Here is a 25614-nt window from a genome sequence, read left to right on the forward strand (position 1 = left end):
CTTCTGATTGTAATGATTTACCAATGTCAGGCTGATCAGAAAATCAACCCTACAAAAGTATCAGCCTCAAAAAAGTTGGGAGAGAATAGCAGTTTTGTAACCGATGAGGTAGTTTTCGGGGGACTTACCCGAACACCTGTACTCAAATGACAATAGTGCGGAGCACGCCATGAGCGATACCCTTGATACTCTTGAGAATATTACCTACGACGAGCTGAACGAGGGCGATACGGCCACCTTCACACGCACCCTTTCCGAAGACGAGCTGGTGCTGTTTGCCGCGGTTTCCGGTGACGTGAATCCGGTACACCTGGACTCGGAGTTTGCCGCCGGCTCCATGTTCAAGGAGCGGATTGCCCATGGCATGTGGAGCGGCTCCCTGATTTCTGCCGCACTGGCCACCGTTATGCCGGGCCCGGGAACCATCTACCTTGAGCAGAGCCTGTCATTCAAGCGCCCGGTAAAGCTTGATGACACACTCACCGTAAACCTGAAAGTGCTGAGCAAGGAGCCGAAAGGCCGTGTGGTGGTGGCGTGCGATGTGCGGAACCAGAATGGCCAGCAGGTGGTATCGGGCGAGGCCAGGGTTATAGCGCCAACAGAGAAAGTTTCCCTGCACAAACCCCAACTGCCCAGGATCACCATCGAAAGCTGATCCGGGCGAGGGGCAGCACGCCGCTGCCCCTTCCCTGCCCCTTACCCGGGCAGGAAATCAATCGGAAACCGCACCCGGCGCGTCTCGACCTGATCGGCACCAAAGTTGAACATCCTCACCCGCATGGCGATGCGCTGTTCCAGGGACGGATGCTCCAGTTCAGAGCTGACGACCTTGCAGGCGGAAACCGAACCGTCCGGTTCGATCACCAGCTCCAGCAATACCTTGCCCTCAAGCGTGGGATCCTGCCTCAGCTCTCTCCGGTACAGGGAGTAAAGTGCGGTTTTATTGGCATCAAAGACCTTGCGAATATTGCTCATGGCCCGCTCGCCCACGGTGGGTTCGGGTTTAGCCGCCGTTGCCGCCACGGCCCGGCTTTCCTCAACCGGCGCTGCGACCTTCCGGACATCGTGCCCGGCAACCGCTACTGCTATCTCCGGTGTTGCAGATTTTCCGACACCTCCGCTGCCGCTGAGGACCTCACGGGAATCCGGCGCTTCAACAGAATCCGCTGTAGCTGGTGAGCCGGTGTTGACCGCAAACTGGCGTGCCGGCGCCGTTTCGGGTTCGCGCAATGAGGCAAGCCGGTCTTTCATCGCCAACAGGCCCGATTTTGACGCCGTCGCCCGGGCCTGCTCGACGGTTTGCCGGGGCTTTGGCTGCGCTGGCTGGGCAACCACAGGTTCCGTTTGGGGCGCTGGTTCGGGTTCAGCCGTCACCGGTTCGGGGGTCGGCTTTTCCGGTTCTTTGCTCCGAACCTCGGGTTCAGGCTCAGGCATTGGCTTGACCGGCTCTGGCCTGGCCGGCGCCGGGGGCACAACAGGCTTTGGCTGTTCCAGCAGGCGCGCAAGCCTGGGTGGAATCTGCTCGGCCTTACTGCGCTCGATCTCCGGCAAATCCAGTGTCGGTATCAGAAACGCCGGGGGCAAAAACAACACCAGCATAACCACGACAATCGCCGTAAATCTGAGATTTTCGCGACTATCCCGGTTCCATGGCAGCCCCGGTTGATGCATCACCAAAGCCTGGGGGTCAGCCATTTCGAACTTCCCCCTCCACCGCAAGCCGTACCTGCCGGTACTGCTCATCAATGCAGGTCTGCATGACCTTCCGTAGCAACCGGTAATCGGTATCCCGGCCGGCCATGATGGTTACCGCCAACCCTTGCTCCGGGATTTCGGACCAACGGCTGCGACGCCAGGCCAGCTCCTCCGCCAACCCTGGGAAGTGGCTATCCCCCGTTTCAATACCCGATAACCGGACCACTTCCTTGCCCTGCACCAGAATCGAATCACCGGTCAGTTGAACCGTGAGGCTCTCTTCTGCCTGCTGTTTCGCGCTGGATGTCGGCAGTGGCAGGTCAGAGCCGTTCTGCATGACCTTCACATCGGAGGAGTTCACCATCAGGAAAAAAACCAGAATGGTGAAGATGTCCATCAGCGAGACCAGGTTGAGGCCACCCGCCCGGTGCATGCGGCCATAGTGCCGCTGAATTCTGCGAGCTTTACGGGATCGTTTCACACGCCCTCCCCGGATGATTCCTTGCCGGTGGCGGCCAGTTGACGGCTCTCCGACGCATCCATCAGGGACACATCCGGAAACAGTTCTCCCTCCACCACGCTGGCCGCGACGACGGCCGGGTAGGACCGAACCGTATCCATGGCGGTAACCAGGGTCTGGTAATCAATATCCGGGCCCACTTCCAGCACCAGATCGGTTTTCTCGGGCACCCGGGTTTTCACCTGCCGGAGCACCTCACGAAGCGCGGCGAAATCCTGCCCGCCGGCCTTTTTGGGGAGAACACGGATAACGCCGCGGTCGCTGTCTGCAATTTCGATTCCCTCCGGAATCAGCGTTACCACCAGGCGAAAGTCATCCGCTTCCGGTGCCTCACCGGGCTCCATTCCCGGAAAATTCAACTCAATCATGTGAACCTGGCTGAACACCATGCCCAACAACAGAACCGGCACCAGAACAATCATGAGGTTCAGAAAGGCAGTGATGTCCAGGTCCGGCGACGTACTCAGCCTGCGATGTCGGCGTCTCATGGCGTCAACTCAGGCCAGGGAGGGCCGGGGCTCAGGATTCGCCGCCCGGGGTGGCACCGCGCCGGAGGCCGCAGGCGCGCCCGGGTCAGAAATAATATTCAGCAGTTTCACGCCGGCCATTTCAAAACTGTCGACAATTTCGTTGGTGCGCGTCTGCAAAACCGCATGGAACATCAGCAGCGGTATCGCGGACATCAGCCCGAATGCCGTGGTATTCATGGCTACCGAGATACTGCCGGAGAGCAGGCTGGCTTTCTGCGAGGGGTCCGCCGCGGCCACCGCTGTAAAGGCGGCAATCAGGCCGATGATGGTACCGAGAAGCCCGAGAAGCGTGGCGATGTTTGCCAGCGTTGCCAGGTACTGGGTGCGCTTCTCCAGCCGCGGCAGGACTTCCATCAGACCCTCTTCCATGGCGTATTCGATGTCTTCACGCCGGCTGTTGCTCAGCAGACGGCCGATTCCGGCACCCATGATGGCGGCTATGGCACTGTTCGAGTTGCTGGCTGCTTTCATGGCGCGCTGATAATCACGCTTCTGGAGCAACGGCAGAATGCCACGCTCGAAGGCGATCCGGTTGCGCCGTCGCACTCCGGAAAGATAGACAAACCGTTCAACGGCGATCGCCAGGCCCAGCGCCAGCACAACAGCGATGGGGTACATGAAGGGGCCGCCTTCCTGAAAAAAACGTACGATGGTGTCGAGCATCTTTATTCTCCCGGTATTACTGCACAGTCACGGCTGAGCTCCCGAGGGGGCTCAGAATCAGGGGGTTCAGGTTTTCCCGAAACAGGCGATGCCGTTCCAGGGCCACCGGGTCTACCGGCCGAACCAGTTCCGGCGCGGTGTCATCCAGCTTCGCCCGGGGGCGCTTTGGCAGGCTTGGTGGCTGCCAGGGCAAAATGTAAAGTACCCTGGGCTCGTCCTCGCCCAGGCTTGCGGAAATGCCGTCAACGCTGAGGCGAACTGCATCGCCCTGCCCTGGCGCCGCAGTGGCCGTGGCCATCACGGCACTCCAGGCAACCAGGATTGCCAACACACCGGCTCTTTTGATTTTCAGATCACTGCGCATCTATTCCAGCCTCCGTTCAAGATCAGCAATCCACCCGGCCACCAGCTTGTCGTCTTCTTCGGTCAACGCCTGATAGCGTTCGTAGTGCGCGAGCGCCTTGTCGAGATCCAGCAGATAGAGCTCAGCGATTACCGCGAGGTTGAAGTGCAGCTCGGCAACCTCGGGAGACCGGGCGATACCCCTTTCCAGAAGCGTCACAGCATCGGCAAAACGGTGCTGGTCTTTCATCAGCAACGCCAGGTTATTCACAACCACGGCATTGCCCGGATCCAGTTCCACCGCTCTCTGCCATGCCTCGGCAGCGGCGTTCCGGCGGCCCTGCTCGAAGGCCAGTTGCCCCTGCGTTGCGAACTCTTTCGCCAGTTCCGGGTTGCTCTGGACAGGTTCGGGTTGCGGTTGCTGAGCAGCCGGCCCTGCGCAGCCGGCCAGCAGACCCAGCAAAAGGCTCCAGGCCAACCGGTATGTCCGCCCATAATTACACGCCATCGCCGGCCTCCATATTCCAGCTCAACCATTTCACATCGCGCTGGTAGCGCCCCGGGTGCAGCTTGGCCAGAACACCCAGGCTACGCTCAATCCAGGCATCGTAGCCCTGCGAGGTAATCCGTTGGTGGTTCTCCGAGTGCAGCCGGATGGCCTTTTCCTCGAACGGATGGGCCTCCTCTTCCAGCAGCATCCGGTACTGCATGGCCTCCATCTCGTTCAGCTCCGCTGGTACGGCGGACGCGATCAAATCCCGGGCCAGACCCCGATACAATTCCGCCCGACGATAAAGCGATTCTGATACCACGGCATCTCCACCAAGTGCCTCGGCATCCAGGAACCGTTGCCGTGCCGTCTCCAGCGCCTGCTGCTTGCGCGCCAGCGAATCTTCCAGCGGATGGCTCAGCTCGATGCTGGTGAACGTCGCTGCCGCCCGGGCGCCAAGAACCAGTGAGGCACGGGATGCCCATGCCAGGGTTTCCTCGCTGTGCCAGGGGCTGTCGAGTTCCGCGCGCACCAGCGCCTGCCGCCAGCGATCCGCCCCGGCATCGGACTCCACCAGGCGGTGACGCATGGTCTGGAGCTGAAGATGGCCCGAACTGTCTTCAACAGCGGGGCCGGTGGCCAGGTAGTCCCGGTACAGCGCGTTGCGTTCGGCAACATTGCCCGCTTCGTGAAGCAATGCCGCCGCTCTGAGCCGCAGCGTCCAGGGGGCGGGCTGGCCCGAGGCCGCCTGGAGGAGCTCTGATGCTGCCAGTGCTGGCTGCCCGGAGGACACCCACGCGTGGACCAGTTTTTCGCTGATACCCGAGGCCAGTTCATGGCCGGGAAAGTCCGAGCGGAAACGCTCAAGACCTTTGATCGCCGCAGGCCAGTCCGCTGCCTTGAGAAGGGTGTTGGCCGCATCATACTGGCCTTTGATGGCGATCTCCGACCCGGGCAGAATGGAACTGATGCGGCGGAAATGCCTGACCGCCTCTTCGGCATTGCCGCTGGTCGCAGCGCCCTCACCCTGGCGATACACCACCGTGGCCAACTGCTTGCGAATGCTTGCCATGTCGCCAGCCCCGGCCAGACCATTGGCAGAATGACCCGTGCCGGCATTTTCAGCGAGCGCCAGAGCCTGCTGCCAGGCCCTTTCTGCAAGACCGTATTCGGCCTGTTGCTGCCGGACTTTTGCCGTTACCTGCCACGCCGCATAACGTTCCGGGCCTGACGCTTCCTTGCTGGTGATGACTCGCGCACTGTAATCCAGCGCGCGCTGATGGTCGCCGGCGGCGAGCCAGCGCTTCGACAGGTCGGCCATCACGCCAGCGTTTCTGGCATCCCCGGGGAAACGGTCGGCAAACCGGTCGGCTTCGGCGGAAACTGCCGCAAGTGAGGGCCGGAAGTCCCGGCTGACCCGCTGGCCTTCGACGCCATCGCGCAGCAGGGTAACGGCAGCCCATCCGGCATCCGCGGCGGCCTGGTAACCAACCACCTCATAAGCGGCCTGCCGAAAGTCTGCCAGCGCCTCAGGGAACTGCCCTGCCTGGAGCCGGGCGTCGCCGGCAAGGCGAAGGACTTCACCCTTCGGAGCGGAGCGCCGGGCAAGGCCCTCGTAGTAGTCCGCAGCCGAGGCGAAGGCGGCCTGAGCGGCATTGATATCGCCCGATTCAGCGGCCCTGGTGCCCCGGTTATAGTGAAAGTCGGCCAGCATCCGGCTGAAGCCCTGCCATTTTTCGTGCTCGCTCTGGTTCAGGCGAGCGTAGCCAGTGGCAGATTCAAAACCCGCCACGAACTCTGCCCTGGCCTGGCGAATACGCTCAGGCTGGCCCGCTCGCTGCCAGACTTCAACGACCTGCAACATGAACGCTGGCACCTTGCCGTGGTTCGGGGCATAGCGAATAAATGCCTGGTTAACCGCGACACTGGCGTCGGTTTGCCCCAGGATGGCGTAGTAATCCGCCAGCCGGTCGAACAGGAGATGTACCCAGGGGCGACTACCGTTGTCGCCCAGCCAGGACACCAGCGTATCGGCGCCGCGTTTTCTGGCGGCCATCATGGCCAGTACCCGGAAGGTGTCATCAATGGTATCGACACTGGATGCGTTGACGGTTTCCAGACTTCGGGTGTCCGGCAGAAACTCGTCCAGAACCGTCACAAAGGTATTGGCCGCGCGATTCCAGGCGCCGGCACCCTGCTTGAACTGACTCCAGCCCAGCATGTAACGCGCCTTGGTGCTGAATTCCGCGCTATTGCCGGATTCAATCAGTTGGCGATAGCCGGCTTCTGCCTCCGCGTAGCGACCGGACGCGAAGGCCGATTCGGCAATCCGGAACCTGGCCTCTGGCACCAGCGGCGAGTCAGGGTAGAGCCCAACCAGCTGTTTCAGGCGCTGGATGGATTCCTCATGGTTGCCGGTCAGGGCATGGGCTTTCGCCATCTGATACAGCAGCTCGTCAAGACTCCCGCTGAAGCTGCCCCGCTCGAGAATCGATTCGTAGCTGCTGATTGCCTCGCGGTAGACCTGCACTTCCTCCGAGGGTGAGAACCCGATGTCTTCCCCGGACCGGTCCCGAATGTTGCTCAAACGGTTCAGGGCATCGATCCGCACCTCAGGTTCATCGGAGTTCCGGAACAGGCTCTGATAGCGCCGCGCGACTTCCGATGGCGAAATGGCCGGCAAGGGGCGGGATTCGAATTTGAGGAACACGGGGCGCATATCGCCAATGGTTTCGCCATCGCGCCCGAGCTCGACCCGGAAGGATTCCTGGGCCATCACCGGCGAAATGAACCAGAGCGCTGCCAGGAACCCCGGAACCAAACGCATCATGGCCGCCCCTCCCCGGTTTTTTCCCCGGACAGCTCGGCTTCGGCAAGATTCTGCAGGGCAAGATACTCGTACAGGTGGGCGATCTGTTGTGCGGTTTTATCGAGCGCGAACGCCATCCGTTGATCCTGGCTGGCAACGTACTCGAGTGTCATGGTGTCCAGCGCCGTCTCGGCGTCGCGCCGCAGGCCTTGCACCGAGGACATCAATGCCTCGTTCCTGCGCTTCAGCGCCAGCGCCTGGTCACGCAGTGCCCTCAGAACTCCCGGTCGCTCGGATACCCTTTGATCGAGGGAGTGCAGTTTTTCCCGGGTATCCGCCAGGGTTTTCGACAGCTTGGCCAGACGGCTTTCCTGGCCAGCATCCAGCGTTTGGGCCAACAACTGGTCGAGCCGCGCCCTCAGGTCGGCCCCCTGCTTGGCGAGCGCTGTTGTGCCGGTACCGGCAGCCCGCCCCCCAACCAGGGCAATCTGCTCCGCCAACACACTCGCAAAGACCTGCAGATCCCGCTGGAAACCGGCAAGCTGAGTCTCCATCGCTTCCAGGGTGGCGACCCGCCCTGCGGCCTGCTGGGCTTCCGGCTGTTCCATGAAGCGGAGCAGGTAGGCCGTGCGTGGCTGGGCCAGTTTCCGGCTGTCGGCCAGGAACCAGTCGACGCCGGTTTCGCCGGCGTCTTCCACCAGGCTTTTGTACGCCCCTTCACTCCGGATTTTGTCCGCCAGTTTGCGCAGCGTCACCCGCTCACTTTCAAAGGCGGCGTTGGCCGCCAGATACGCCTCCCCGGCCTGGCCGAGATAGCCAGAGAGATCGTATCCCCGGCCCATGGCAATCCATGCGTCGGCAACGCCCGGGTACGCCAGGGGGTATTTCCGCGCCCGGTGCCAGCTCTGCATGGCAGCCCGGTGGTTGTTCCTTTGCGAGAGCGCCAGGCCATGAAGGTAGAGCGCTCTTGGCGTATTGAAGCTGTCCAGCGCCACCTTTTCCAGAAAGCCGATCGCCTTCTCGTACTCCTCATGCTGATAGGCAAGGTAGCCGGCTCTTATGAGCAGGCGGTTGCGAAGGTCTTCCCGGCGTGCCGACTTTTCCTCCGCCTCCAGCATCGCCATTGCGACCCTCAGGGCAACGAGCGCGCGGGCGGGATTCAGATCTTCCCGGGCATAATCGGTCGACAGATTGAGATAGCCAACCGCGGCCCAGTACCCCGCTTTCATTTCAGCAAGGACGCGCCCGGCCTCGTCCGTCTGGCCGTTCAACCGGGCCTCTTCCGCCTGCTGATAAAGCTCCCGCTGGTGCCTGTCGCCCAGATCGATACCCAGGCCGCTCGCCTGCCTGAACTGTTCCAGGCCTGCCCGGATATCAGCCGGCAAATCCGATGAGGCAGAAACCATCAACGGGCTGGTCACAAAAAGCGCAAGGCTTATGAGCAGGGTACGGAAGGTCATGGCAACCTACTTCCACTCAACAATCGAAACCCGGGGTTCATAGTCTGGCGCACGCGCTTCCAGACTCATCTGAAGCCGCAGGGCGCCCGGGCGCTTGCTGAACCGGTATACCGACTCACGCCGGACGAAGTCCTCATTGGCGGAGCGGGCCGTAATAACCGTCTTCAGCTCATGCTCGCCGTTCCGGAGATTGCCGATAAACAGTTGCTGAATACCGCCACGTTCGAGGGACGCCCGTTCTCTTTCGCTGTACAGGTGTGAGGCGACGGGCTGGCCGTTCAGGAAAAGCTCCACCGAATCAAGATCAAGCGCCTCCCGGCTCTGAAGTGTCAGAAAAACTGCCAGTCGCGTATTGGCGGGATGCAACAGCTTCTGTTCCAGGGCAAAAACCGTGTCGGAGTGCCTGTCCACCTCAGCGCCCAGGGCCTGGATTCTCTCATCAAGGGCGGAGGCCGCCAGTACCGGCGCTGAGAGCAGCAGAAAAGAAAACAGCCAGCCGGTCAATAAGCCGAGTTCATGAATCCGGCGCTTTTGTAGAAGTTGTATGCCGAACATAAGCCTCCTGCCTGAGTAACCCGCGCAAACTTGTGTAACAGAACGGAAGAAAGCGTAACACTTGGTAACCGCCAAGAACGGTATCCAGATCACCAAATGGAAAACAGAGAGCGAACGATGAGTGTCGAGTTATTTGACAGAGACAGGGATAACTACAGCAGCTTGGCCATGGCACAGAAATGCGGGAACCCGCAACCACTTGATTTAAATACCGTTAACTCAAGTGGCCCTGTAATTGCTGATGGGGAGGCGACGGGAGCGCCGAACAGGCAACCCCCGTTTGATATGCCGAGCTTTGCCGATGCCCTCAACCGCATCGGCTTTTTTTATTCGGGGTCAGATGAAATTGGGGTCAGATGAAAATTTCATCTGACCCCAATTTCATCTGACCCCAAGTTTACTTGCTGAGTTGCCTCATGGCCGATTCGAGGCCTTCGACGGTGAGCGGGTACATGTGATCATTCACCAGTTGGCGGGTCATGGCCAGGGAGCCACCGTTACCCCAGTAGCTTTCCGGCAACGGATTGAGCCAGACCACCTTGCGGAAGTGATCGGAAATACGCTGGAACCAGGCGGCGCCGGCTTCCTCATTCCAGTGCTCTATCGAGCCGCCGGGGTGGGAAATCTCATAGGGCGCCATGGTGGCATCGCCCACAAAGATCACCTTGTAGTCGGGGGTGTATTTGTGAAGGATATCCCAGGTGCTCATGGTCTCGTTCATCCGGCGGATGTTGTTCTTCCACACACTCTCGTAGAGAAAGTTGTGGAAGTAGAAATATTCCATGTGCTTGAACTCGAGACGCGCGGCCGAGAACAATTCCTCACAGACACGGATATGCGGGTCCATGGAGCCACCGACATCGAAGAAGATCAGCACCTTAACCGCGTTGTGCCGCTCCGGCACCATTTTCAGGTCCAGATAGCCGGCATTCCGGGCCGTTGACCGGATGGTATCGTCCATATCCAGCTGGTCGGCCGCGCCCTGGCGCGCGAACTTTCTGAGCCGCCGTAGCGCTACCTTGATGTTCCGGATACCCAGGGTGATGCTGTCATCCAGATCCTTGTATTCCCGCTTTTCCCAGACCTTCACCGCCCGGCCATGGCGGCCGTTCTTCTGGCCGATCCGGAAGCCTTCGGGGTTGTAGCCATTGGCGCCGAAGGGCGAAGTACCGCCGGTGCCGATCCATTTGTTACCGCCGGCATGGCGCTCCTGCTGCTCCTCCATGCGCTTCTTGAAGGTTTCGATCAGCTCCTCGAGACCACCGAGAGAGTCAATCCTGGCCTTCTCCTCCTCGGACAGGTGCTTTTCGAACTCGGCCCGCAGCCAGTCATCCGGAATCAGCGCTTCCAGAAGGTCGTCCAGGTTCTGGATGCCCTCGAAATACGCCTGGAAGGCCCGGTCGAACTTGTCGAAGTGGCGCTCATCCTTGACCAGGCACAGACGGGCCAGGTAGTAGAACTCTTCCATGTCGGCAAAGGCCAGCCGGTGCTGCAGGGCTTCCAGCAGATCCAGAAATTCCCGCAGGCTGGCCGGTACCTTCGCTCGCCGGACTTCGAGAAAAAAATCAATCAACATAAAACGTGACTCTTGCCAATGTTCTTGCTGAGAATCAGCTGCGGCGGCGCGCCATGAATGCGAGCTTCTGCAACAGATGCACGTCCTGCTCGTTCTTCACCAGGGCACCGTACAGTGGCGGCAGCGCCGAGCTGGTATCCTTCTCCTGCAACATTTTGGCGGACAGCTCATCAGCCATGAGCAGCTTCAGCCAGTCAATCAGCTCCGAGGTAGAAGGCTTCTTCTTGAGCCCCGGTACCTTGCGCACATCGAAGAACACTTCCAGGGCATCACGAACGATTGCCTGTTGCAGTCCCGGGAAGTGAACATCCACGATACTCTGCATGGTGTCATGGTCCGGGAAACTGATGTAGTGGAAGAAACACCGGCGCAGGAACGCATCGGGCAGTTCCTTCTCATTGTTGCTGGTGATCACGATGATCGGGCGGTGTCTGGCCCGGACCGATTGCTGGGTCTCGTAGACAAAAAACTCCATCCGGTCGAGCTCGAGCAGGAGGTCGTTCGGGAACTCAATGTCCGCCTTGTCGATTTCATCGATCAGCAGCACCACCTGTTCTTCAGACTCAAAGGCCTCCCAGAGCTTGCCCTTGACGATGTAGTTGCTGATGTCCTTGACCTTCTCGTCGCCCAGTTGGGAGTCGCGCAGGCGCGAAACCGCGTCGTACTCATAGAGTCCCTGCTGGGCTTTGGTCGTGGACTTGATATGCCACGGAATCAGCCTCATACCCAGGCCTGCGGCCATTTCCTCCGCCAGCAGGGTTTTCCCGGTGCCCGGCTCGCCCTTGATCAACAGCGGACGCTGGAGCGTGATCGCGGCGTTGACGGCCATTTGCAGGTCATCGGTGGCAACGTATTTCTCGGTACCGGTAAACTTCATGGGTCTGGTTCCTGTCGGTTACTTTTTCGGATCTTTTTCGTCGGCTTGTTTTTTCGGATCGTTATCCGGCAAACCGGATTCATCCTCATCGAAATCGGGCAGATCGTCGAACTCGGACAGGTCAAAATCCTCCAGTCCGAATTCTTCGTCGTCTTCTTCCTCCGGAGCGTCGGCATCGGAGGGATCGGCAACATCTTCCAGCTCCGGGATTTCCTCGTCCGCTTCGTGTTCATCGATGACCGCCTCGAGTTCCGACATATCGTCGGCCGGAGCCTCTTCGGTGACCTCCGGTATTTCCTCCGGTTCTGGTTCTGGTTCTGGTTCTGGTTCCGGTTCCGGTTCTGGCTCAGGTTCCGGCTCGGCTTCTGGCTCCGGATCGGCATCCTCTTCCAGATCGTCGATCGTTTCCCGATCAGCCGCAGCGGCGGCCTGGGCTTCCTGGTGCTTGCGACGTTGGCGGATGACGGCCCAGACCACGCCGGCTAACAGGGCAATGCCACCGGCACCCGCCGCAAGCACCCAGAGGGGAACCGGCAAGGCGCTGGTGTCTTCCTCCGGATCCTGGGCATTCGGTGCCGCAGTATCTGCGGGCGTTGCAGAGGTCTTTTCAGGTGGCGCTGAGGGCTCTTTACCCTGAGCTAATGGCTCCTCCACCTGACTGACATCGATGGGCGGAACAATTGTTGGCTGGGCCTGTTCAACAGGGGGTACTGGCACTTCGGCCTTCGGCTGCGGCTCTTGCGGCAAACCGGCAACCGAGCCATCCGGGGCGGCGCCTTCCGGAACGGTATATCCCACCGACGCGCTGAACTTGCGGCTGAAGGTCTGGCCGTCCGCGATGACCGCAATCTCGTACAGGCCCGGGGCCGGCAGGCGATTGACCGTATCACGGTAGATGCCGTCTTCCGGCGGCTGCCCTTCTGACAGAACCTTGGTTCCGCTGCGACCATCCTCGGAGGTGATGGTCAGACTGACCTCCAGAACTCCGAGGAAGTCCGGATTGGTGATCTTGTCCTGCTGTTCGAAAAACGCGATCTCGATAGCCAGCGGCTCTTGCGCAGAGAAGCTGGTGGACAACGGGTTGACTACCATTCGCAGGTCGCTGACAACCGTCACCCGGCTGCCCTCACCCAGTTCGCCGTTGATACGCCACTGGCCTGCCACCGGCTCATTCACCGTAATCAGGTCGTACCCGGCTTCACGAACCCAGCGGACGTTATCCGGCGAATCCGCCAGGTTAACCACCTTTTCGTCCGGTCGGATCAGCTCCAGTTCCCGCGTGGCGGAGGTTTCGGCTTCGCCCCAGAAAATCAGGGCGGTGAATTCCCGAACGCCGTCGTCAACGGTAAAGCCATTGCCCTCAATGGGAATCTGCTCCTGGGGGGCGGCCGTGTTCAGGGCCTCCAGGAATGCGAGGTTCAGTTCATCTGCGGTTTCCGCAACCTGGTAGCGGCCGCCAGACATTTTGGCCAGCGCTCTAAGAAACTCGGTATCACCGGCCTCAGACAGCGCAATCGGGTGGAAGGTGGCGCCGTTGGCAACCAGCGCCGGCACAACCTTTTCCAGAATGCGCTGCTCCTCGGCGGCATTGGCAGCCGGATCTTTGGAAATGTCGACCTTGCCATCGGTCAGCAGAATGAAGTGCGTCCGGCTCAGATCACCGTCGGTGTAGTAGCCATCGCTGGCCACTTCAATGGCTTTGCCCAGGTTGGTTCTCAGGGCCACGGAATTGATCTGCTCCGAGCGCTCTATGGCGGTTTCGCGCCACTGACCGGTCACCTCGCGGTGCGGAACCAGCATGTTCACATACTGCCCGAAGGTCCAGACACCCGCTGTGGCACCCTCGGGCAGGAGCCGGGCCAGCAGGCGCACGGCCGGTTGGCGAAGGTTCCCGGGATCGCTGTCCTTCATGGAACCGGAGATGTCGACAATAATCCGCACATCCGGCTTCGCAGGCAACTGAACATCGCCAGTTTCCTGTGCCGCCGCCAGCGTTGACAGACTAACGGCAAAAATCAGTGCAAGCAGGCCCATCAACCGTGGCATAACGACTCTCACAGCGGTCTTCCATTCTTGTTATTCATCAGCGTTAACGACTAACCAGGCGATAACGAACCAGATCAAGCAACCAGACCAGGAGCATGACCAGGCCGGCAAGCCCCAGATTGAATAACGCCCGCCCGGCCGCGTCGGCATTTCCCAGAATCATCTCATAGCCGGCGAACAGCCAGGCCGGTATCCACCAGTTCTCGAAAATCTGCGACTCGACGGGAGTCAGCAAGAGTGCGACCAGCGCAGCAAGAAGCAGGGTTCTCAGGCCGTACAGTGGCAGGAAGCGAGTGAGGCGCTTCATCATGTAAAAGAACACGACAAAGGCTATCGCGTAAGCGGCCCAGAAAATGCTGTAGGCCAGTTGTGCATCGGTATCAATCATTACAGAATCCAGTGAATGATGTGTTCTTCCCAGTCCTCTTCCGGCACCCGGGCCTCAGAGATAGCCCGGTGACGGATGGAAACGCCCGCTTCGTGCACCGACTCCGGGTCCCCACTGCGAAGCGGGTGCCAGTCAGCCAGCGGCCGGCTTTCCGCCAGGGTTCGGTAGGCGCAGGTGTAAGGAAGCCAATGGTAGTCCGTGACGGTACCCGGTGTCAGCACCGTGCATTCCGGGACTTTATCCAACCGCTCTTCATAGACGGTACAACGGCAGGTTTGCTCATCCATGTACCGGCACACCAGATCGGTGTGATACACCTCGCCGGTGTCTTCATCTTCCAGCTTGTTCAGGCAGCATTTGCCGCAGCCGTCACACAGGGATTCCCATTCCCCGGGTGTCATCTCATCCAGACGTTTGCGTTGCCAGAACGGCACCTGGGCAATCATGGATTGCGCTGCTCCGGTTTTCTCCGGAAGTCCACCACATAGCCATCCTGCTCTTCGGGCATCTGGAGGAAGAAGTCTTTGTCCCCGATGGCCTCAAGCACCTGTTTGCCGGTTGTCCGGGCCAGTTTTCGATCCGGTGTCAGCACCAGATCCATCGAATGCACGGGCTGCCCGAAAATACCGCGCAGGCTCTCCGGCAGCTCCTCCCACTCCTGGCCACGTCGGACAAAAATGTAGGTGTCGCGCTTTTTGCTGCTACGGAATACAGAAACAAATTCCCGCTTTTTCATGACGTCAGTAATTCCTCGATATCAGGGCGAACCGGCGCCAGGATTCTTGCCCGCCAGCCCTGAAAAAATTCATGTTGTGCCAGGTCACGATTCTGCACCAGCTTCTCAAGCCGCTTTCTTGGCGCTAGTAATTCTATTGGAATATCAGCATCTTCCGCCGCTTTCCTGAACAATCGCTTTAGCTGCTTGAAGAACCCCTGCTGGTCTCTCGACAAGGGCGGAGCAATGCGCTCGATACCGGAATTATCCGCGGTCGCGCCTTTGCTCACAAGGTCAAGCACGATGTCGCCGTAGCGTCGAACCGCCCCGGACGGCACACCCTGAATGTTGGAAAGCGCCTTCGGGGTATCCGGCATGGCCTCGGCGATGGCGATCAGCAATGCGTCCGACAGCACCCGGTTTCGGGGTCGGTCCTGCTTCTGGCATTCCAGCTCCCGCCAGCGCACCAGTTCCCGGAGCACGCCCTGCTGCTGTGGCGTAAGTGTCCAACCGCCCCGAAGCTTCAGGTAATGATTCTCCGGATCTTCCTGCCCAGCCAGCTCGTTGGCGAATCGGGTTGACTCCTCGGCCAGAGCAACCTCCAGGCCCCGCTCCCGCAACAAAGCAGTCACCCACTTATGCATGGGTTCGAGAAAACGGATATCGTCAACGGCGTAGCGCTGCTGAGCATCGCTCAGGGGCCGGGCCAGCCAGTCAGACCGGGTGGCGGATTTGTCCAGGGTTTCACCAAACAGCGTCTCCACCAGCCTGGCGTAGCCCAGGGAGAATCCGGCGCCGGCCATGGCAGCACCAATCTGCAAATCAATCACCCCTGCAGGCTCAAGGTTGAGCCACTGCCGGAACAGCTCCAGATCCTCGCTCATGGCATACAAGAGCTTGGGCGTTTCCGGGTCGGTCAGAATCTCCCGGAAGCGGCGGGATTGTTCGGCGACTGCCGGGTCCACCAGACAGAACTGGCCATCCAGGCCGAGCTGGACCAGCCCGGGGATCGGGTAAAAGGTGTTGACCCGTTCGAATTCCGTATCCAGTGCCAGGGGCTTGCCCGGCGCCCGATCCAGCCATTGGTCGAGCATTTCCGGCTCGCGGATCCAGTGGATGCTGGCCGGTGCCGGGGGAACATCAATAGCCGCAGCGGCCTGGGCGGAAATATCCATAGAAGTGCCTGGTCAGATTTATTCGGAGAGAGGTTTTCGGCCCCGGAACGCGTGGGTCAGCGTAAAGCCGTCGACATAGCCCAGTTCACCACCCACCGGAATGCCGTGGGCCAGTCGGGTGATCAGAATTCCGCGGCCATCAAGCCGGTCGGCAATGTAGTGGGCTGTGGCTTCACCTTCAACGGTGGGATTGGTGGCAAGAATCAGCTCGGTAACGCCTTCCTCCCGAACCCGCCTCAGCAGCCGTTCGATACCAATTTCTTCGGGGCCGACGCCATCAATGGGCGACAGGTGACCCATCAACACAAAATAGCTGCCCCGGTAATCACCGGCCTGCTCAATGGCCAGCAGATCCGACGGGCTTTCCACCACGCACAGCGTTCCCGTGCGACGCAGGGGATTGTCGCAAATGCCGCAGATTTCGGTATCGGCGAAATTCTGGCAACTTTCGCAGCGCCGGACACCATTCATGGCCCGGCTCAGGGCGTCCGAGAGACGGGTACCGCCGGAGCGACCCCGTTCCAGCAGGTGAAACGCCATGCGCTGGGCTGTCTTCTGCCCAACGCCGGGCAGGCAACGAAGGGATTCAACAAGCTCATCAACCAGGGGGCTGAACGCCATGAAATGTCCTCAGACTGCAGCAGGATGGAATTCAGAACGGCATCTTGAAACCGGCAGGCAGGCCCATGCCAGACATCATACCGGACATCTTTTCCTTCTGGTTCTCCTCAACCCTACGGACCGCATCGTTTACGGCCGCCGCCAGAAGATCCTCCAGGATGTCCTTTTCCTCCGCCATCAGCGAAGAATCAATATCCACCTTGCGCACATCGTGACGGCCATTCATGGTCACTTTTACCAGCCCGGCACCGGCTTCACCAGTCACCTCCGCCTTTGCCAGTTCCTCTTGTGCTTTCTGCATATCTTCCTGCATTTTCTGGGCTTTTTTCATCATGTCGCCCATATTGTTCATCATGCGTTATCTCCTGCTTGTCTCAACCGGCCGGATACTCTCTTCGACTACCCGCGCTTCAAATCGTTCAACAATAGACTGTACGACGGGATCCTTCCGAATGGACGCCTCCGCTGCCTCCTGACGCGCCTGCCTCTGGCGTTCCTCATAGGCCGCCGGGGTATTCGGGCCAGGCTCGCCCTGCTCTATACGTAACTGAGTGGAGTCGCCGAAGTGGTTTCTCAAGGCAGCGAGGATTTTTTCCTCGTGGCGGGTGTTCAGCAGCCTGGCATGGCCCTGGTCGATCACCAGGGTGATTGTGTCGCCTTCCCGACTCATCGCTCCGTGGCTGGCCAGATTGCCGGGCATACCAACAATGCCGAGGCTTCGGAAATCGCGGTGCCACACGAACTCACCCTCTGGTTCCGCGGGGATCGGAGATTCAGGCTCCGATGCCGACTCAGGTTGAGACTCAGGCTCCTGCTGAGGCTCTGGTTCCAGCTGAGGTTCAGGCTCTTGCTCTGAGACGGCTTCCGATCGTGTCGGATACGGCTCGTCGTATTCCTCGGCCGCCGGGTCAGGTTCATCCCGTGGCTCTGAGACCGCACTCTGGCCGCCGGAGCTGACAGCAGGCGGCTCACGGCGGTCAGTACCGGGGCGGAACGCCAGCATCCGGAGCAGGGTCATTTCGAACCCCATACGGGCATCCGGCGTAATGGCGAGATCTTTGCGGCCTATCAACGCCGACTGATAGAACAGCTGGGCATCTTCGGCGCTGAGTTTTCGCGCCAGCGCCTGGACCTGCCCGGCATCGCCAAGGCTGTTATCAGCACTCCCCGGCACCACCTGCTCCATGGTAACCCGGTGAAACAGCGACAGCAGATCCGCCAGAATCACGCTGTAATCCGGGGCAAAGTCCGAGATCCGGCTGATTTCCGCCAGCAGGGCCGGGCCATCGCCTTCAACCAGGGCATTCACAATGCGCTCGATGTCCCGCTGGTCAATGGTGCCCAGCATGTTGCTGACATCACTGGCGGCCAGTTTCTGGTCACCAAAGGCGATGGCCTGGTCGGTCAGGCTCAGGGCATCCCGCATGCTGCCGTCGGCGGCGCGGGCCAGAAGCCAGAGTGCGGGTTCCTCAAAGGGGATCTCCTCCGCGCCCAACACATGCCTCAGGTGGCCGGCAATGTGTTCCGGGGTCATCCGCTTGAGGTTGAACTGAAGGCACCGGGAAAGCACCGTCACCGGCAATTTCTGGGGGTCGGTCGTCGCGAGCAGAAACTTGACGTGTTCCGGCGGCTCCTCAAGGGTTTTCAGGAAGGCATTGAAGGACTGGTTGGTCAGCATGTGCACCTCGTCAATGAGGTACACCTTGTAGCGGCCGCGGCTGGGCGCGTACTGGACGTTGTCGGTCAGTTCCCGCATGTCATCCACGCCGGTGCGGGAGGCGGCATCGATCTCGATCAGATCAACAAAGCGCCCCTCCTGAATCTCCCGGCAACTGGAGCATTCGCCGCAGGGATTCGGGGTAATACCGGTTTCGCAGTTCAGGCAGCGCGCCAGAAGCCGGCCGATGGTCGTTTTGCCCACCCCACGGGTACCGGTGAACAGATAGGCGTGGTGCAAACGCTGGCTTTCCAGGGCGTGAATCAACGCCTGGAGCACGTGTTCCTGGCCCACCATGTCCTGAAAGGTCCGTGGGCGCCATTTACGGGCAAGTACCTGGTAGCTCATGTTCCGCCAACTGCAGTTAAAAACGGCTCTAACCTTAGCACGGACAAAGATTCAGAAGAAGCAGACGTGGTCCCCGAAATACGCAGAAAAGTGAACGGGTATCGGGGGAAATCAGGGAGATAGAAAAAAGATAGAAGCGAAAGAGAAGGGAAAACTGGGGGTGACTCCATCAGCGACACCCCGGCACACAATTCCACCGCTTCGGCTGCTCCCTTCCGGGCCTGACCGGGTTCACGGTTTCATGTTGCGGAGGCACCAATGGAGCCACCATAACGGCGTTTCAGGACAATTCCCTGAAAGCGGCGCGCATCTTAGCAAAAGGGTTTGCCGACTACAACGAGAAATCCAGAGCAACCCCAATCAGCCCTTATCGCAGGGGCATCTTTACAGCGGAAGTGGCACCTCATCCTGGCGGAACCAGCAGGCCAGGCTGTAACGGGTACGATTAGCCGGCAGTACTTCATGGGGTATCTCTTCGCTCATGAACAGCGCCATGCGCCCGGCCTCTGGCAAGACCGTACCGCACACCTCATGTTCACTGTCCCGATTGAATACCTGAAGCATGCCACCGTCCGCTGCCTGCCAGTCCTCGTTCAGGTAAAGCACCAGGCTGACCACCCGCGACGCCCTGCCCTGAAAACTGTCCAGGTGCTTCTTGTAGAAGTCACCGGGGTGATAGGTGGCGTAATGGGTCTCGAACCGTTTCAGGCCCAGAAACAGTCTCTGGTTCAAGCCCTGGCGAATTGTGTCAAAGAATTCAAACAGCGCCGCCTGAGGCACGGTAACGCCTTGCAGCCAGGCGATCTTGTCACGGCGCACAGATCGGTCACGTACCAGATCATTGCCACGCCCAATGCCGGCCTTCTTCATGGCAGCGGTGCGATCCAGAATGGCAACTTCCTGCTGCAGTGCCGCCAGCAGATCAAGACCGAGCCGGTCACGCACATCCAGCGTCATCCAGCCCTGCTCGCTCAAGCCCTCGGCCAGCTTATCCAGCCAGGCCCCGGTGACAGCCTCAGTGCGGTCGTGAGCGAGATCCACAGGCCGGATATCACTGCCAGCCACGGCATCCTGCGCCATACTGGCGGGCGTGATCAGGGGGTCATGAATGGGAGTGACAACCGGCGTTTCCATCGGCGAGCCTCGTACAGAATTTGAGCGTATTTTAGGCGCAATTGTCGCCGGAGCGGCAGTTTTAATTTACTCTCTGTGTAGGCAAATACACTTAACAGGGATTGATAAGTCACTCACCATGTCAGAAAGCAGTAACAGGCCACCAATATCACTCTCTCCGGGCCAATGGTCCTTCACACGCTGGAAAACCATCGGCCAACTTGAAGCCCTTGAGGTGCACCACCCCCTGTTCCAGGCCACCCTGTTTCTCCAGGGGGCCCACCTGGTGAGCTTCAAGCCCCAGGACGAAGCCGACTGGCTATGGGTGAGCCCCGATGCCCGGTACGAACCAGGCCGCGCAATCCGGGGCGGCATCCCGGTTTGCTGGCCCTGGTTTGGCGACCCGGCGCGAAACGCGCCCGAAGTTCGCAAACGGATTCACACCGAGAGCGCCCACGGCTTTGCCCGCACCGCCCTCTGGAAACTGGAGGACGTGCGCGAAAATGCCCATGAAGTGGAAATCAGCCTGTCGTTGGATGCCAATGAGGATTTCAGCGACGTCTGGACAGGCCACGCGCTCGCCCTGCTCACCTTCAGCTTCTCCATCCGGGGGTGCCAACTGGCATTGACCACCACCAATCTCGGCAATGATCCCCTGGCTTTCAGCCAGGCACTGCACACCTACTTACCCACCAGCGACATCACCCGAACCCGGGTGCTGGGGCTTGGCAATAGCCAGTACATCGACACCCTGGATAACTGGGAATACCACAACCAGGAGGGCCCTGTGTATTTCCGGGGCGAAACCGACCGGATCTATGAAAGCGGCGAACCGCTAATCATCGTAACACCCCGCGCCAGCCGCAAGCTCTCCGCAGTGGGCAGCGATTCAACGGTGGTCTGGAATCCTGGACCGGCCAAGGCCGCAAAGCTGTCGGATTTTCCGGATACCGCCTGGCAATCGATGCTGTGCGTCGAAACCGCCAATGCCGCCGGCGATTACCGGGTGCTTAATAGCGGACAAAGCCACACATTGGGCGTTTTTATCGGAAGAAAAGCATGAGCCTGGCATCGTTTCTGAAATCCAGACTGGTTTCCGCGGAGCTGGACCAACACATCAACCGCATCCGCAAGCCCATCGGCACTCTGGGTTACGACCCCTGGGGCTACAACAACGAGGCCATCAAATACGGGCTCTCGATCACCAAACAGATCTACGAGAAGTACTTCCGGGTGCAGGCGCACGGCGTCGAAAATATCCCCGCTGAGGGGCCGGTGCTGATTATCGCCAATCACAGCGGGCAGTTGCCGATTGACGGCCTGCTGATCGGCTACGCCCTGGCCTCCCGGGAAAAAGATGCCCGCATTCCAAGGGCAATGATTGAGCGCTTCTTTCCCACCGTGCCCTGGCTGGGCAACCTGCTCAATGAAGTCGGCGCCGTACTTGGCGACCCGATCAACTGCGCGAAAATGCTGGCGAATGGCGAAGCCGTCATCGTCTTCCCTGAAGGCATACGCGGTTCCGGCAAGCTCTACCAGGATCGCTACCAGCTCAAACGCTTCGGCAACGGCTTCATGCACCTGGCGATGAAGTACAAGGCACCGATCGTGCCGGTGGGCGTGGTAGGCTGCGAGGAAACCATCCCGGCCATCGCCAACATCAAGCCCCTGGCAAAAGCCCTGGGTATCCCCTACGCCCCGGTCGCCATGCCCGTGGTACTTCCGGCCAAAGTACACCTGAACTTCGGAGCCCCGATGTATTTTGATGACCTGGAAATCCCCGAAGAGCAGGTCACCGAGCGGGTGGAGACCGTCAAGGCGGAAATCAGCCGGCTGATCGACAAGGGACTGAGCGAACGGAAAAGGCTTTTCTGATGACCGAACAACGCAGACCGCACATCCTGATTACCGGTGCCGCCGGCGCCCTCGCCCAGCAGGTCATCGAACAGCTCCGGGATACCTGCGACCTGGTGGCCGTCGACTTCCGGGAACAGGTGTATCTGGGCGACGACATCCCCAGCTACTGCATCGACTTCAACAAGCGGGTGTTCGAGGACCTGTTCCGGCGCTACCAGTTTGACGGTGTGATTCACATGGGCCGGATCATGTCCAGCCAGCTCACCCGCATGCGTCGCTACAATGCCAACGTACTGGGCACCCAGAAGTTGCTGGATCTCAGCCACAAATACGGCATCAAACGGGTGGTGGTGCTCTCCACCTTTCATGTCTATGGGGCGGTGGCCTACAACCCCGCACTCATCGACGAATCCGCGCCGCTCAAGAGCGCGGGGCTCAGTGCCGACCTGATTGATTCCGTGGAGCTGGAAAACCTCGCCAACATCTACCTGTGGCGGTATCCGGAACTGAACATCACCATCCTGCGGCCCTGCAACATCGTGGGCCCGGGCGTGCGCAACACCATCAGTACCCTGCTGGCGAGTGAACGGGCGCCGGTACTGGCAGGTTTTTCCCCGATGATGCAGTTCATCCATATCGATGACATGGCTGATGCCATCGTTCTGGCCTACAAGAAACCGACCCGTGGCGTTTACAACGTGGCGCCGCAGGATTGGGTGGCTTACCAGCATGCGCTCAAGCTTTGTGGCTGCAAGCGCTTTCCGATTCTGTCGATACCACCAGCGGTACCGAGATTCATCCTCAGTACGCTCAAGCTGAAAAGCTTTCCCTCCTATCTGATGGCGTTTTTCAAGTATCCGGTGGTGATTGACGGGCGGGCGTTCGCCAAAGAATTCGAGTTCACCCCCAAACGGCCATTGAAGGAGATCTTCCGGTTCTATCGGGATAACAAACGGCCGGTTTGATCGTTTGTGTTTAGTTTTCAATACAGGGCGCAAAGATTGTGTCCATATTTTTAACACATCACCTGGCGATCTCTTACCTGAATGCTAAGATATTTTTTATAAACAGTAAGTTAGGAAAGGTGGAACGATCTCTGCTTACTCTTCCTCCCGTGTTTACTACATCACATAGGAAGGGAAAGATCATGTCCAAATTAAAAAGGATCGGGACCGCAGTTGGTCTGGCCACGCTTTTATTTTCACCTATTGCCTCAGCCAACCTGCTGACCAATGGAAGTTTTGAGCAAGAATTAGTTTTGGGTGAGGCTGGAGGAGGTTGGGGCTTTTTCAGCCCTGCCGACATCGACGGTTGGTCAAGTGAAACGAACAACATCGAAATCTGGAATTCAGGGTTTAACGGTGTAGACGCGGCTGACGGAAACCAGTTTGCGGAGCTCAATGCTCACCCCGAAACAGGCAACGCGTTCACTCTTTTTCAGGACATCATTACCACCATCGGTGACAGCTATGAGCTGACATTTGCCTATCGTGCAAGATCCGGCCAGGAATCCTTCAGCGTCGGTGCAGGCAGTCTGACGGACACAGTAGCTAACACCAATACAACAAGCTGGACGGTGTATTCAGCGTTATTCACAGCTTCAGAGGCAACCACCAGGCTGCTGTTCACCTCAGTTGATCCAGAAACCGAGACACTCGGCAACTTTCTGGATAACGTCTCAGTAAACAGAGTTCCCGAACCTGGCACTCTTGCGCTTCTCGGTCTCGGATTAGCAGGTCTTGGAATCTCGCGCAGACGCCGCGGCTAAACCCAGCGGTATGACCTCAAAAAGCCAGCGCCTGAAAACCGCTGGCTTTTTTAGTGAAGGAGTTAACCTGACTTTCAAACAAAGCTATTCTTCCCAGAGACACTTCATCTTCTCGGGGCAATGAAGCATGTTCAACAACATGGACGTACTCAGCTACTCGCTGGCGGCGATTACGTTCGGCCTATTGGGAATATTGGTAGCCGCACGCTACTTGCGCCGGGGCGTAGACCGCGCCCTGGCTGTCGCGGCATTCGTGTCAGCCGTGTGGGCCCTTGCTATCTTCAGCCAGAGTCTCTGGGGACACCCGGGATTTAACATCCGATACCTGATTGAACTGATTCGGGACGCTGCCTGGATTTACCTGCTGTTTGCACTGCTTAAAGACGGACTGCGGGAGAACAAGCTCGGCGGCAAGCTAAAACGAATCCTCGGCACCAGCGCTGTCATCCTGCTTATTCTGCTGATCAGCACCGGCGTGATTGAGTATTTCGGCAGCGTCGACGCCTCTACCGGCAAGGTAAAACTGCTCGGTCAGATTGGGCTATCGCTGCTGGGCCTTTCGCTGGTGGAACAGATCTGGAGAAATTCTCCCAGCTTCGGCCGCTCCAGCATCAAGTATATCTGCATCGGCGTAGCCACCATCTTTGCCTTCGACTTCTTCATGTATGCCGATGCCCTGCTGTTTGGGCAGGTGGCGGACTCATTCTGGAATGCACGCGGGTTCGTCAACGCCCTGCTTACCCCGCTTTTCGCGGTCAACGTTATCAACACGCGCAAACAGCCTGTTGATTTCCAGCTTTCGCGGTCTGCGGTGTTTCACGCCGGCACCCTGGTATTCGCAGGCGGTTATCTGCTGTTCCTTGCCTTGGGTGGTTACTACGTCCAGGTGCTCGGAGGTGACTGGGGCGAGGCCCTGCAGGTCCTGTTCTTCACCATCTCGCTGGTATTCCTGGTAACGCTTTTGCTGTCGCGCCGGATCCGCGCCAAGCTGATGGTGCGAATCAGCCAGAATTTTTTCGACTATAAATACGACTACCGGGAAGAGTGGCTGAAAATGACCCGGGAACTGGCGGATCTCAGTGATGACCCGCCACTGCCCGAACGTGTTATTCGCATTCTGGCGAGCCTGGTGGAAAGCAATGGTGGCGCTATCTGGCTCAAAGGCGAGCAGGAAGGCTACACTCTGAAAGCGGCCGTCAATCTATCCACCCCCAAGCACACCCTGATTGACAGTGACGCGGAACTGGTGCGTTTCTTCTCACATCGTGAATGGATTGTCGACTTACACGAATACCAATTGGATCCGGTCAGCTATAACCTCCTGGAAATCCCGGACGCCATTACAAAAACCCCGGACGGCTGGCTGGTTATTCCGCTGTATCTGGGCAACGAGCTCTACGGCATGGCGTTGGTCGGCAACCCCTATGCCCGGGTTGTCCTGAACTGGGAGAACTTCGACCTGATCAAGGTGGTCGCCCGCCAGACTTGCAACCTGCTCGCCCAGGCCGATGCGCAAAGCCGCCTTTCCAGAGCCATGCAGTTTGAGGCCGTCAGCAAAGCCTCGGCCTTTATGGTTCACGATCTAAAAACCGTGATCGCCCAGCTGTCGCTTCTGGTGAAGAATGCACCGAAGCATCGGAATAACCCGGCCTTTATTGATGACATGATCAACACCACCGACCATGCCGTGCGGAAAATGTCGAGCCTGGTGGATCATATTCGCCGGCCCGGCACCGATGACGAGGCTCAGCTAAAGCTGATAAATCTTTCCACCCTGATTACAGAGCTCATCGAGCACCATCAGCATCAGGCGCCCGCTCCGCACCTGGAAGGAGAAATGCCAGAGGCCATCATCAAGGCCGACCCTGAGCAGCTCCGCAGCGTTCTCGGCCACCTCATCCAGAACGCTCAGGATGCCACGCCACCGAATGGCGACATCACGATTGCCCTGAAAATCGCAAAAGGCAATGCCGTCCTGTTCATTCAGGATTCGGGAACCGGGATGACCCGGGAATTTATCTCGAGTCAGCTATTCAAGCCGTTCGAAAGTACCAAGGGCCTGACGGGAATGGGTATTGGGGCGTATCAGGCTCGCGAATATGTCCGGAAGATCGGAGGTAATATTGATGTCACCAGCGAGCCCGGAATTGGCTCCTGTTTTTCCGTTCGGATCCCGCTTGCTGATGAAAAACTCCCGACAGAGGATTTCAAGACCAAACAACCAGTTGCCGTGTCCCAAGACCCGATGAAAAGCGCCAATTATTTGCCATAATTGAAAAGGAACGAAAACCAGCATTGCAAAGTGTCAATCTTCGGTCGAGAATCAGTAGTGTGGAATTATCTTTTAAA

At 59.0% G+C, this 25614-nt stretch carries 26 protein-coding genes and 1 other RNA gene; 6 read left to right on the forward strand and 21 right to left on the reverse strand.

The genetic code is table 11. The features are described from left to right. Positions 1-169: 169 nt before the first annotated feature. Positions 170-655, forward strand: coding sequence for a MaoC/PaaZ C-terminal domain-containing protein (locus tag msub_RS03685; protein WP_048494759.1), 486 nt, complete (start codon positions 170-172; stop codon positions 653-655). A 41-nt stretch (positions 656-696) separates the two neighbouring features. Here msub_RS03685 and msub_RS03690 read toward each other — a convergent pair whose 3' ends face one another. The 21 genes from msub_RS03690 to msub_RS03790 all read right to left on the reverse strand — a co-directional run bounded on the left by msub_RS03690 (position 697) and on the right by msub_RS03790 (position 19661). Further along, positions 697-1695, reverse strand: a complete 999-nt coding sequence (locus msub_RS03690; protein WP_048494760.1) for an AgmX/PglI C-terminal domain-containing protein — start codon at positions 1693-1695, stop codon at positions 697-699. Further along, on the reverse strand, positions 1688-2176 hold the full coding sequence (locus msub_RS03695) for an ExbD/TolR family protein (RefSeq protein WP_048494761.1): 489 nt from the start codon (positions 2174-2176) through the stop codon (positions 1688-1690). Before msub_RS03695 ends, msub_RS03690 begins: the two co-directional genes overlap by 8 nt. Continuing rightward, positions 2173-2703, reverse strand: coding sequence for an ExbD/TolR family protein (locus msub_RS03700; protein WP_048494762.1), 531 nt, complete (start codon positions 2701-2703; stop codon positions 2173-2175). The genes msub_RS03695 and msub_RS03700 overlap by 4 nt, the downstream gene beginning before the upstream one ends. Positions 2704-2712: 9 nt before the next feature. Beyond that, positions 2713-3408, reverse strand: a complete 696-nt coding sequence (locus tag msub_RS03705) for a MotA/TolQ/ExbB proton channel family protein (RefSeq protein WP_048494763.1) — start codon at positions 3406-3408, stop codon at positions 2713-2715. 16 nt (positions 3409-3424) lie between these two features. Beyond that, positions 3425-3772 (reverse strand): hypothetical protein, encoded by a 348-nt coding sequence (locus msub_RS03710; RefSeq protein WP_048494764.1) that lies wholly within the window; start codon positions 3770-3772, stop codon positions 3425-3427. Then, on the reverse strand, positions 3773-4258 hold the full coding sequence (locus tag msub_RS03715) for a tetratricopeptide repeat protein (protein ID WP_048494765.1): 486 nt from the start codon (positions 4256-4258) through the stop codon (positions 3773-3775). It lies immediately after the preceding gene. Further along, the gene (locus msub_RS03720) at positions 4248-7070 is read right to left on the reverse strand and encodes a tetratricopeptide repeat protein (protein ID WP_048494766.1); all 2823 of its coding nucleotides are present in this window, start codon (positions 7068-7070) and stop codon (positions 4248-4250) included. Before msub_RS03720 ends, msub_RS03715 begins: the two co-directional genes overlap by 11 nt. Then, positions 7067-8509: a tetratricopeptide repeat protein gene (locus tag msub_RS03725; RefSeq protein ID WP_048494767.1), complete on the reverse strand. Its 1443-nt coding sequence runs from the start codon at positions 8507-8509 to the stop codon at positions 7067-7069. Before msub_RS03725 ends, msub_RS03720 begins: the two co-directional genes overlap by 4 nt. Positions 8510-8515: 6 nt before the next feature. After that, positions 8516-9064: a hypothetical protein gene (locus msub_RS03730; RefSeq protein WP_227506627.1), complete on the reverse strand. Its 549-nt coding sequence runs from the start codon at positions 9062-9064 to the stop codon at positions 8516-8518. A gap of 397 nt (positions 9065-9461) precedes the next feature. Beyond that, positions 9462-10640 carry a vWA domain-containing protein gene (locus msub_RS03740; RefSeq protein ID WP_048494769.1) on the reverse strand — a complete coding sequence of 393 codons (1179 nt, stop codon included), beginning with the start codon at positions 10638-10640 and terminating at the stop codon, positions 9462-9464. 34 nt (positions 10641-10674) lie between these two features. Next, entirely contained in the window at positions 10675-11517 is an 843-nt protein-coding gene (locus msub_RS03745; RefSeq protein ID WP_048494770.1) for an AAA family ATPase, read from the reverse strand. 18 nt (positions 11518-11535) lie between these two features. Then, positions 11536-13563 carry a vWA domain-containing protein gene (locus msub_RS03750; protein WP_227506628.1) on the reverse strand — a complete coding sequence of 676 codons (2028 nt, stop codon included), beginning with the start codon at positions 13561-13563 and terminating at the stop codon, positions 11536-11538. A gap of 43 nt (positions 13564-13606) precedes the next feature. Continuing rightward, complete coding sequence (locus msub_RS03755; protein ID WP_048494772.1) at positions 13607-13951, reverse strand: hypothetical protein; 345 nt, start codon at positions 13949-13951, stop codon at positions 13607-13609. Next, positions 13951-14397 (reverse strand): YcgN family cysteine cluster protein, encoded by a 447-nt coding sequence (locus tag msub_RS03760; protein ID WP_048494773.1) that lies wholly within the window; start codon positions 14395-14397, stop codon positions 13951-13953. Before msub_RS03760 ends, msub_RS03755 begins: the two co-directional genes overlap by 1 nt. Beyond that, positions 14394-14687, reverse strand: a complete 294-nt coding sequence (locus msub_RS03765; protein WP_048494774.1) for a YcgL domain-containing protein — start codon at positions 14685-14687, stop codon at positions 14394-14396. Before msub_RS03765 ends, msub_RS03760 begins: the two co-directional genes overlap by 4 nt. Beyond that, a complete protein-coding gene (locus msub_RS03770; protein WP_048494775.1) occupies positions 14684-15841 on the reverse strand; it encodes a ribonuclease D in 1158 nt (385 codons plus the stop codon). The genes msub_RS03765 and msub_RS03770 overlap by 4 nt, the downstream gene beginning before the upstream one ends. An 18-nt stretch (positions 15842-15859) precedes the next feature. Next, on the reverse strand, positions 15860-16462 hold the full coding sequence (gene recR / locus msub_RS03775; protein WP_048494776.1) for a recombination mediator RecR: 603 nt from the start codon (positions 16460-16462) through the stop codon (positions 15860-15862). A gap of 31 nt (positions 16463-16493) precedes the next feature. Beyond that, positions 16494-16817 (reverse strand): YbaB/EbfC family nucleoid-associated protein, encoded by a 324-nt coding sequence (locus msub_RS03780; protein ID WP_048494777.1) that lies wholly within the window; start codon positions 16815-16817, stop codon positions 16494-16496. A gap of 3 nt (positions 16818-16820) precedes the next feature. Next, positions 16821-18527, reverse strand: coding sequence for a DNA polymerase III subunit gamma/tau (dnaX, locus tag msub_RS03785; RefSeq protein ID WP_048494778.1), 1707 nt, complete (start codon positions 18525-18527; stop codon positions 16821-16823). A 164-nt stretch (positions 18528-18691) separates the two neighbouring features. Next, positions 18692-18788: signal recognition particle sRNA small type (gene ffs / locus msub_RS20960), an RNA gene on the reverse strand. A 123-nt stretch (positions 18789-18911) separates the two neighbouring features. After that, a complete protein-coding gene (locus tag msub_RS03790; RefSeq protein ID WP_048494779.1) occupies positions 18912-19661 on the reverse strand; it encodes a 2OG-Fe(II) oxygenase in 750 nt (249 codons plus the stop codon). 118 nt (positions 19662-19779) lie between these two features. Here msub_RS03790 and msub_RS03795 point away from each other — a divergent pair, with 118 nt between their 5' ends. From msub_RS03795 to prsK, 5 genes are all read left to right on the forward strand, one after another. Continuing rightward, positions 19780-20703 carry a D-hexose-6-phosphate mutarotase gene (locus msub_RS03795; RefSeq protein ID WP_048494780.1) on the forward strand — a complete coding sequence of 308 codons (924 nt, stop codon included), beginning with the start codon at positions 19780-19782 and terminating at the stop codon, positions 20701-20703. Continuing rightward, positions 20700-21515, forward strand: coding sequence for a lysophospholipid acyltransferase family protein (locus msub_RS03800; protein ID WP_048494781.1), 816 nt, complete (start codon positions 20700-20702; stop codon positions 21513-21515). The genes msub_RS03795 and msub_RS03800 overlap by 4 nt, the downstream gene beginning before the upstream one ends. Beyond that, complete coding sequence (locus msub_RS03805; protein WP_048494782.1) at positions 21515-22462, forward strand: SDR family oxidoreductase; 948 nt, start codon at positions 21515-21517, stop codon at positions 22460-22462. The genes msub_RS03800 and msub_RS03805 overlap by 1 nt, the downstream gene beginning before the upstream one ends. A 182-nt stretch (positions 22463-22644) precedes the next feature. Continuing rightward, positions 22645-23265 (forward strand): DUF642 domain-containing protein, encoded by a 621-nt coding sequence (locus msub_RS03810; protein ID WP_048494783.1) that lies wholly within the window; start codon positions 22645-22647, stop codon positions 23263-23265. Positions 23266-23392: 127 nt separating this feature from the next. Beyond that, complete coding sequence (gene prsK, locus msub_RS03815) at positions 23393-25537, forward strand: XrtA/PEP-CTERM system histidine kinase PrsK (RefSeq protein WP_048494784.1); 2145 nt, start codon at positions 23393-23395, stop codon at positions 25535-25537. Positions 25538-25614: the final 77 nt, after the last annotated feature.

It is taken from the genome of Marinobacter subterrani, from assembly GCF_001045555.1.
GTDB lineage: Bacteria > Pseudomonadota > Gammaproteobacteria > Pseudomonadales > Oleiphilaceae > Marinobacter > Marinobacter subterrani.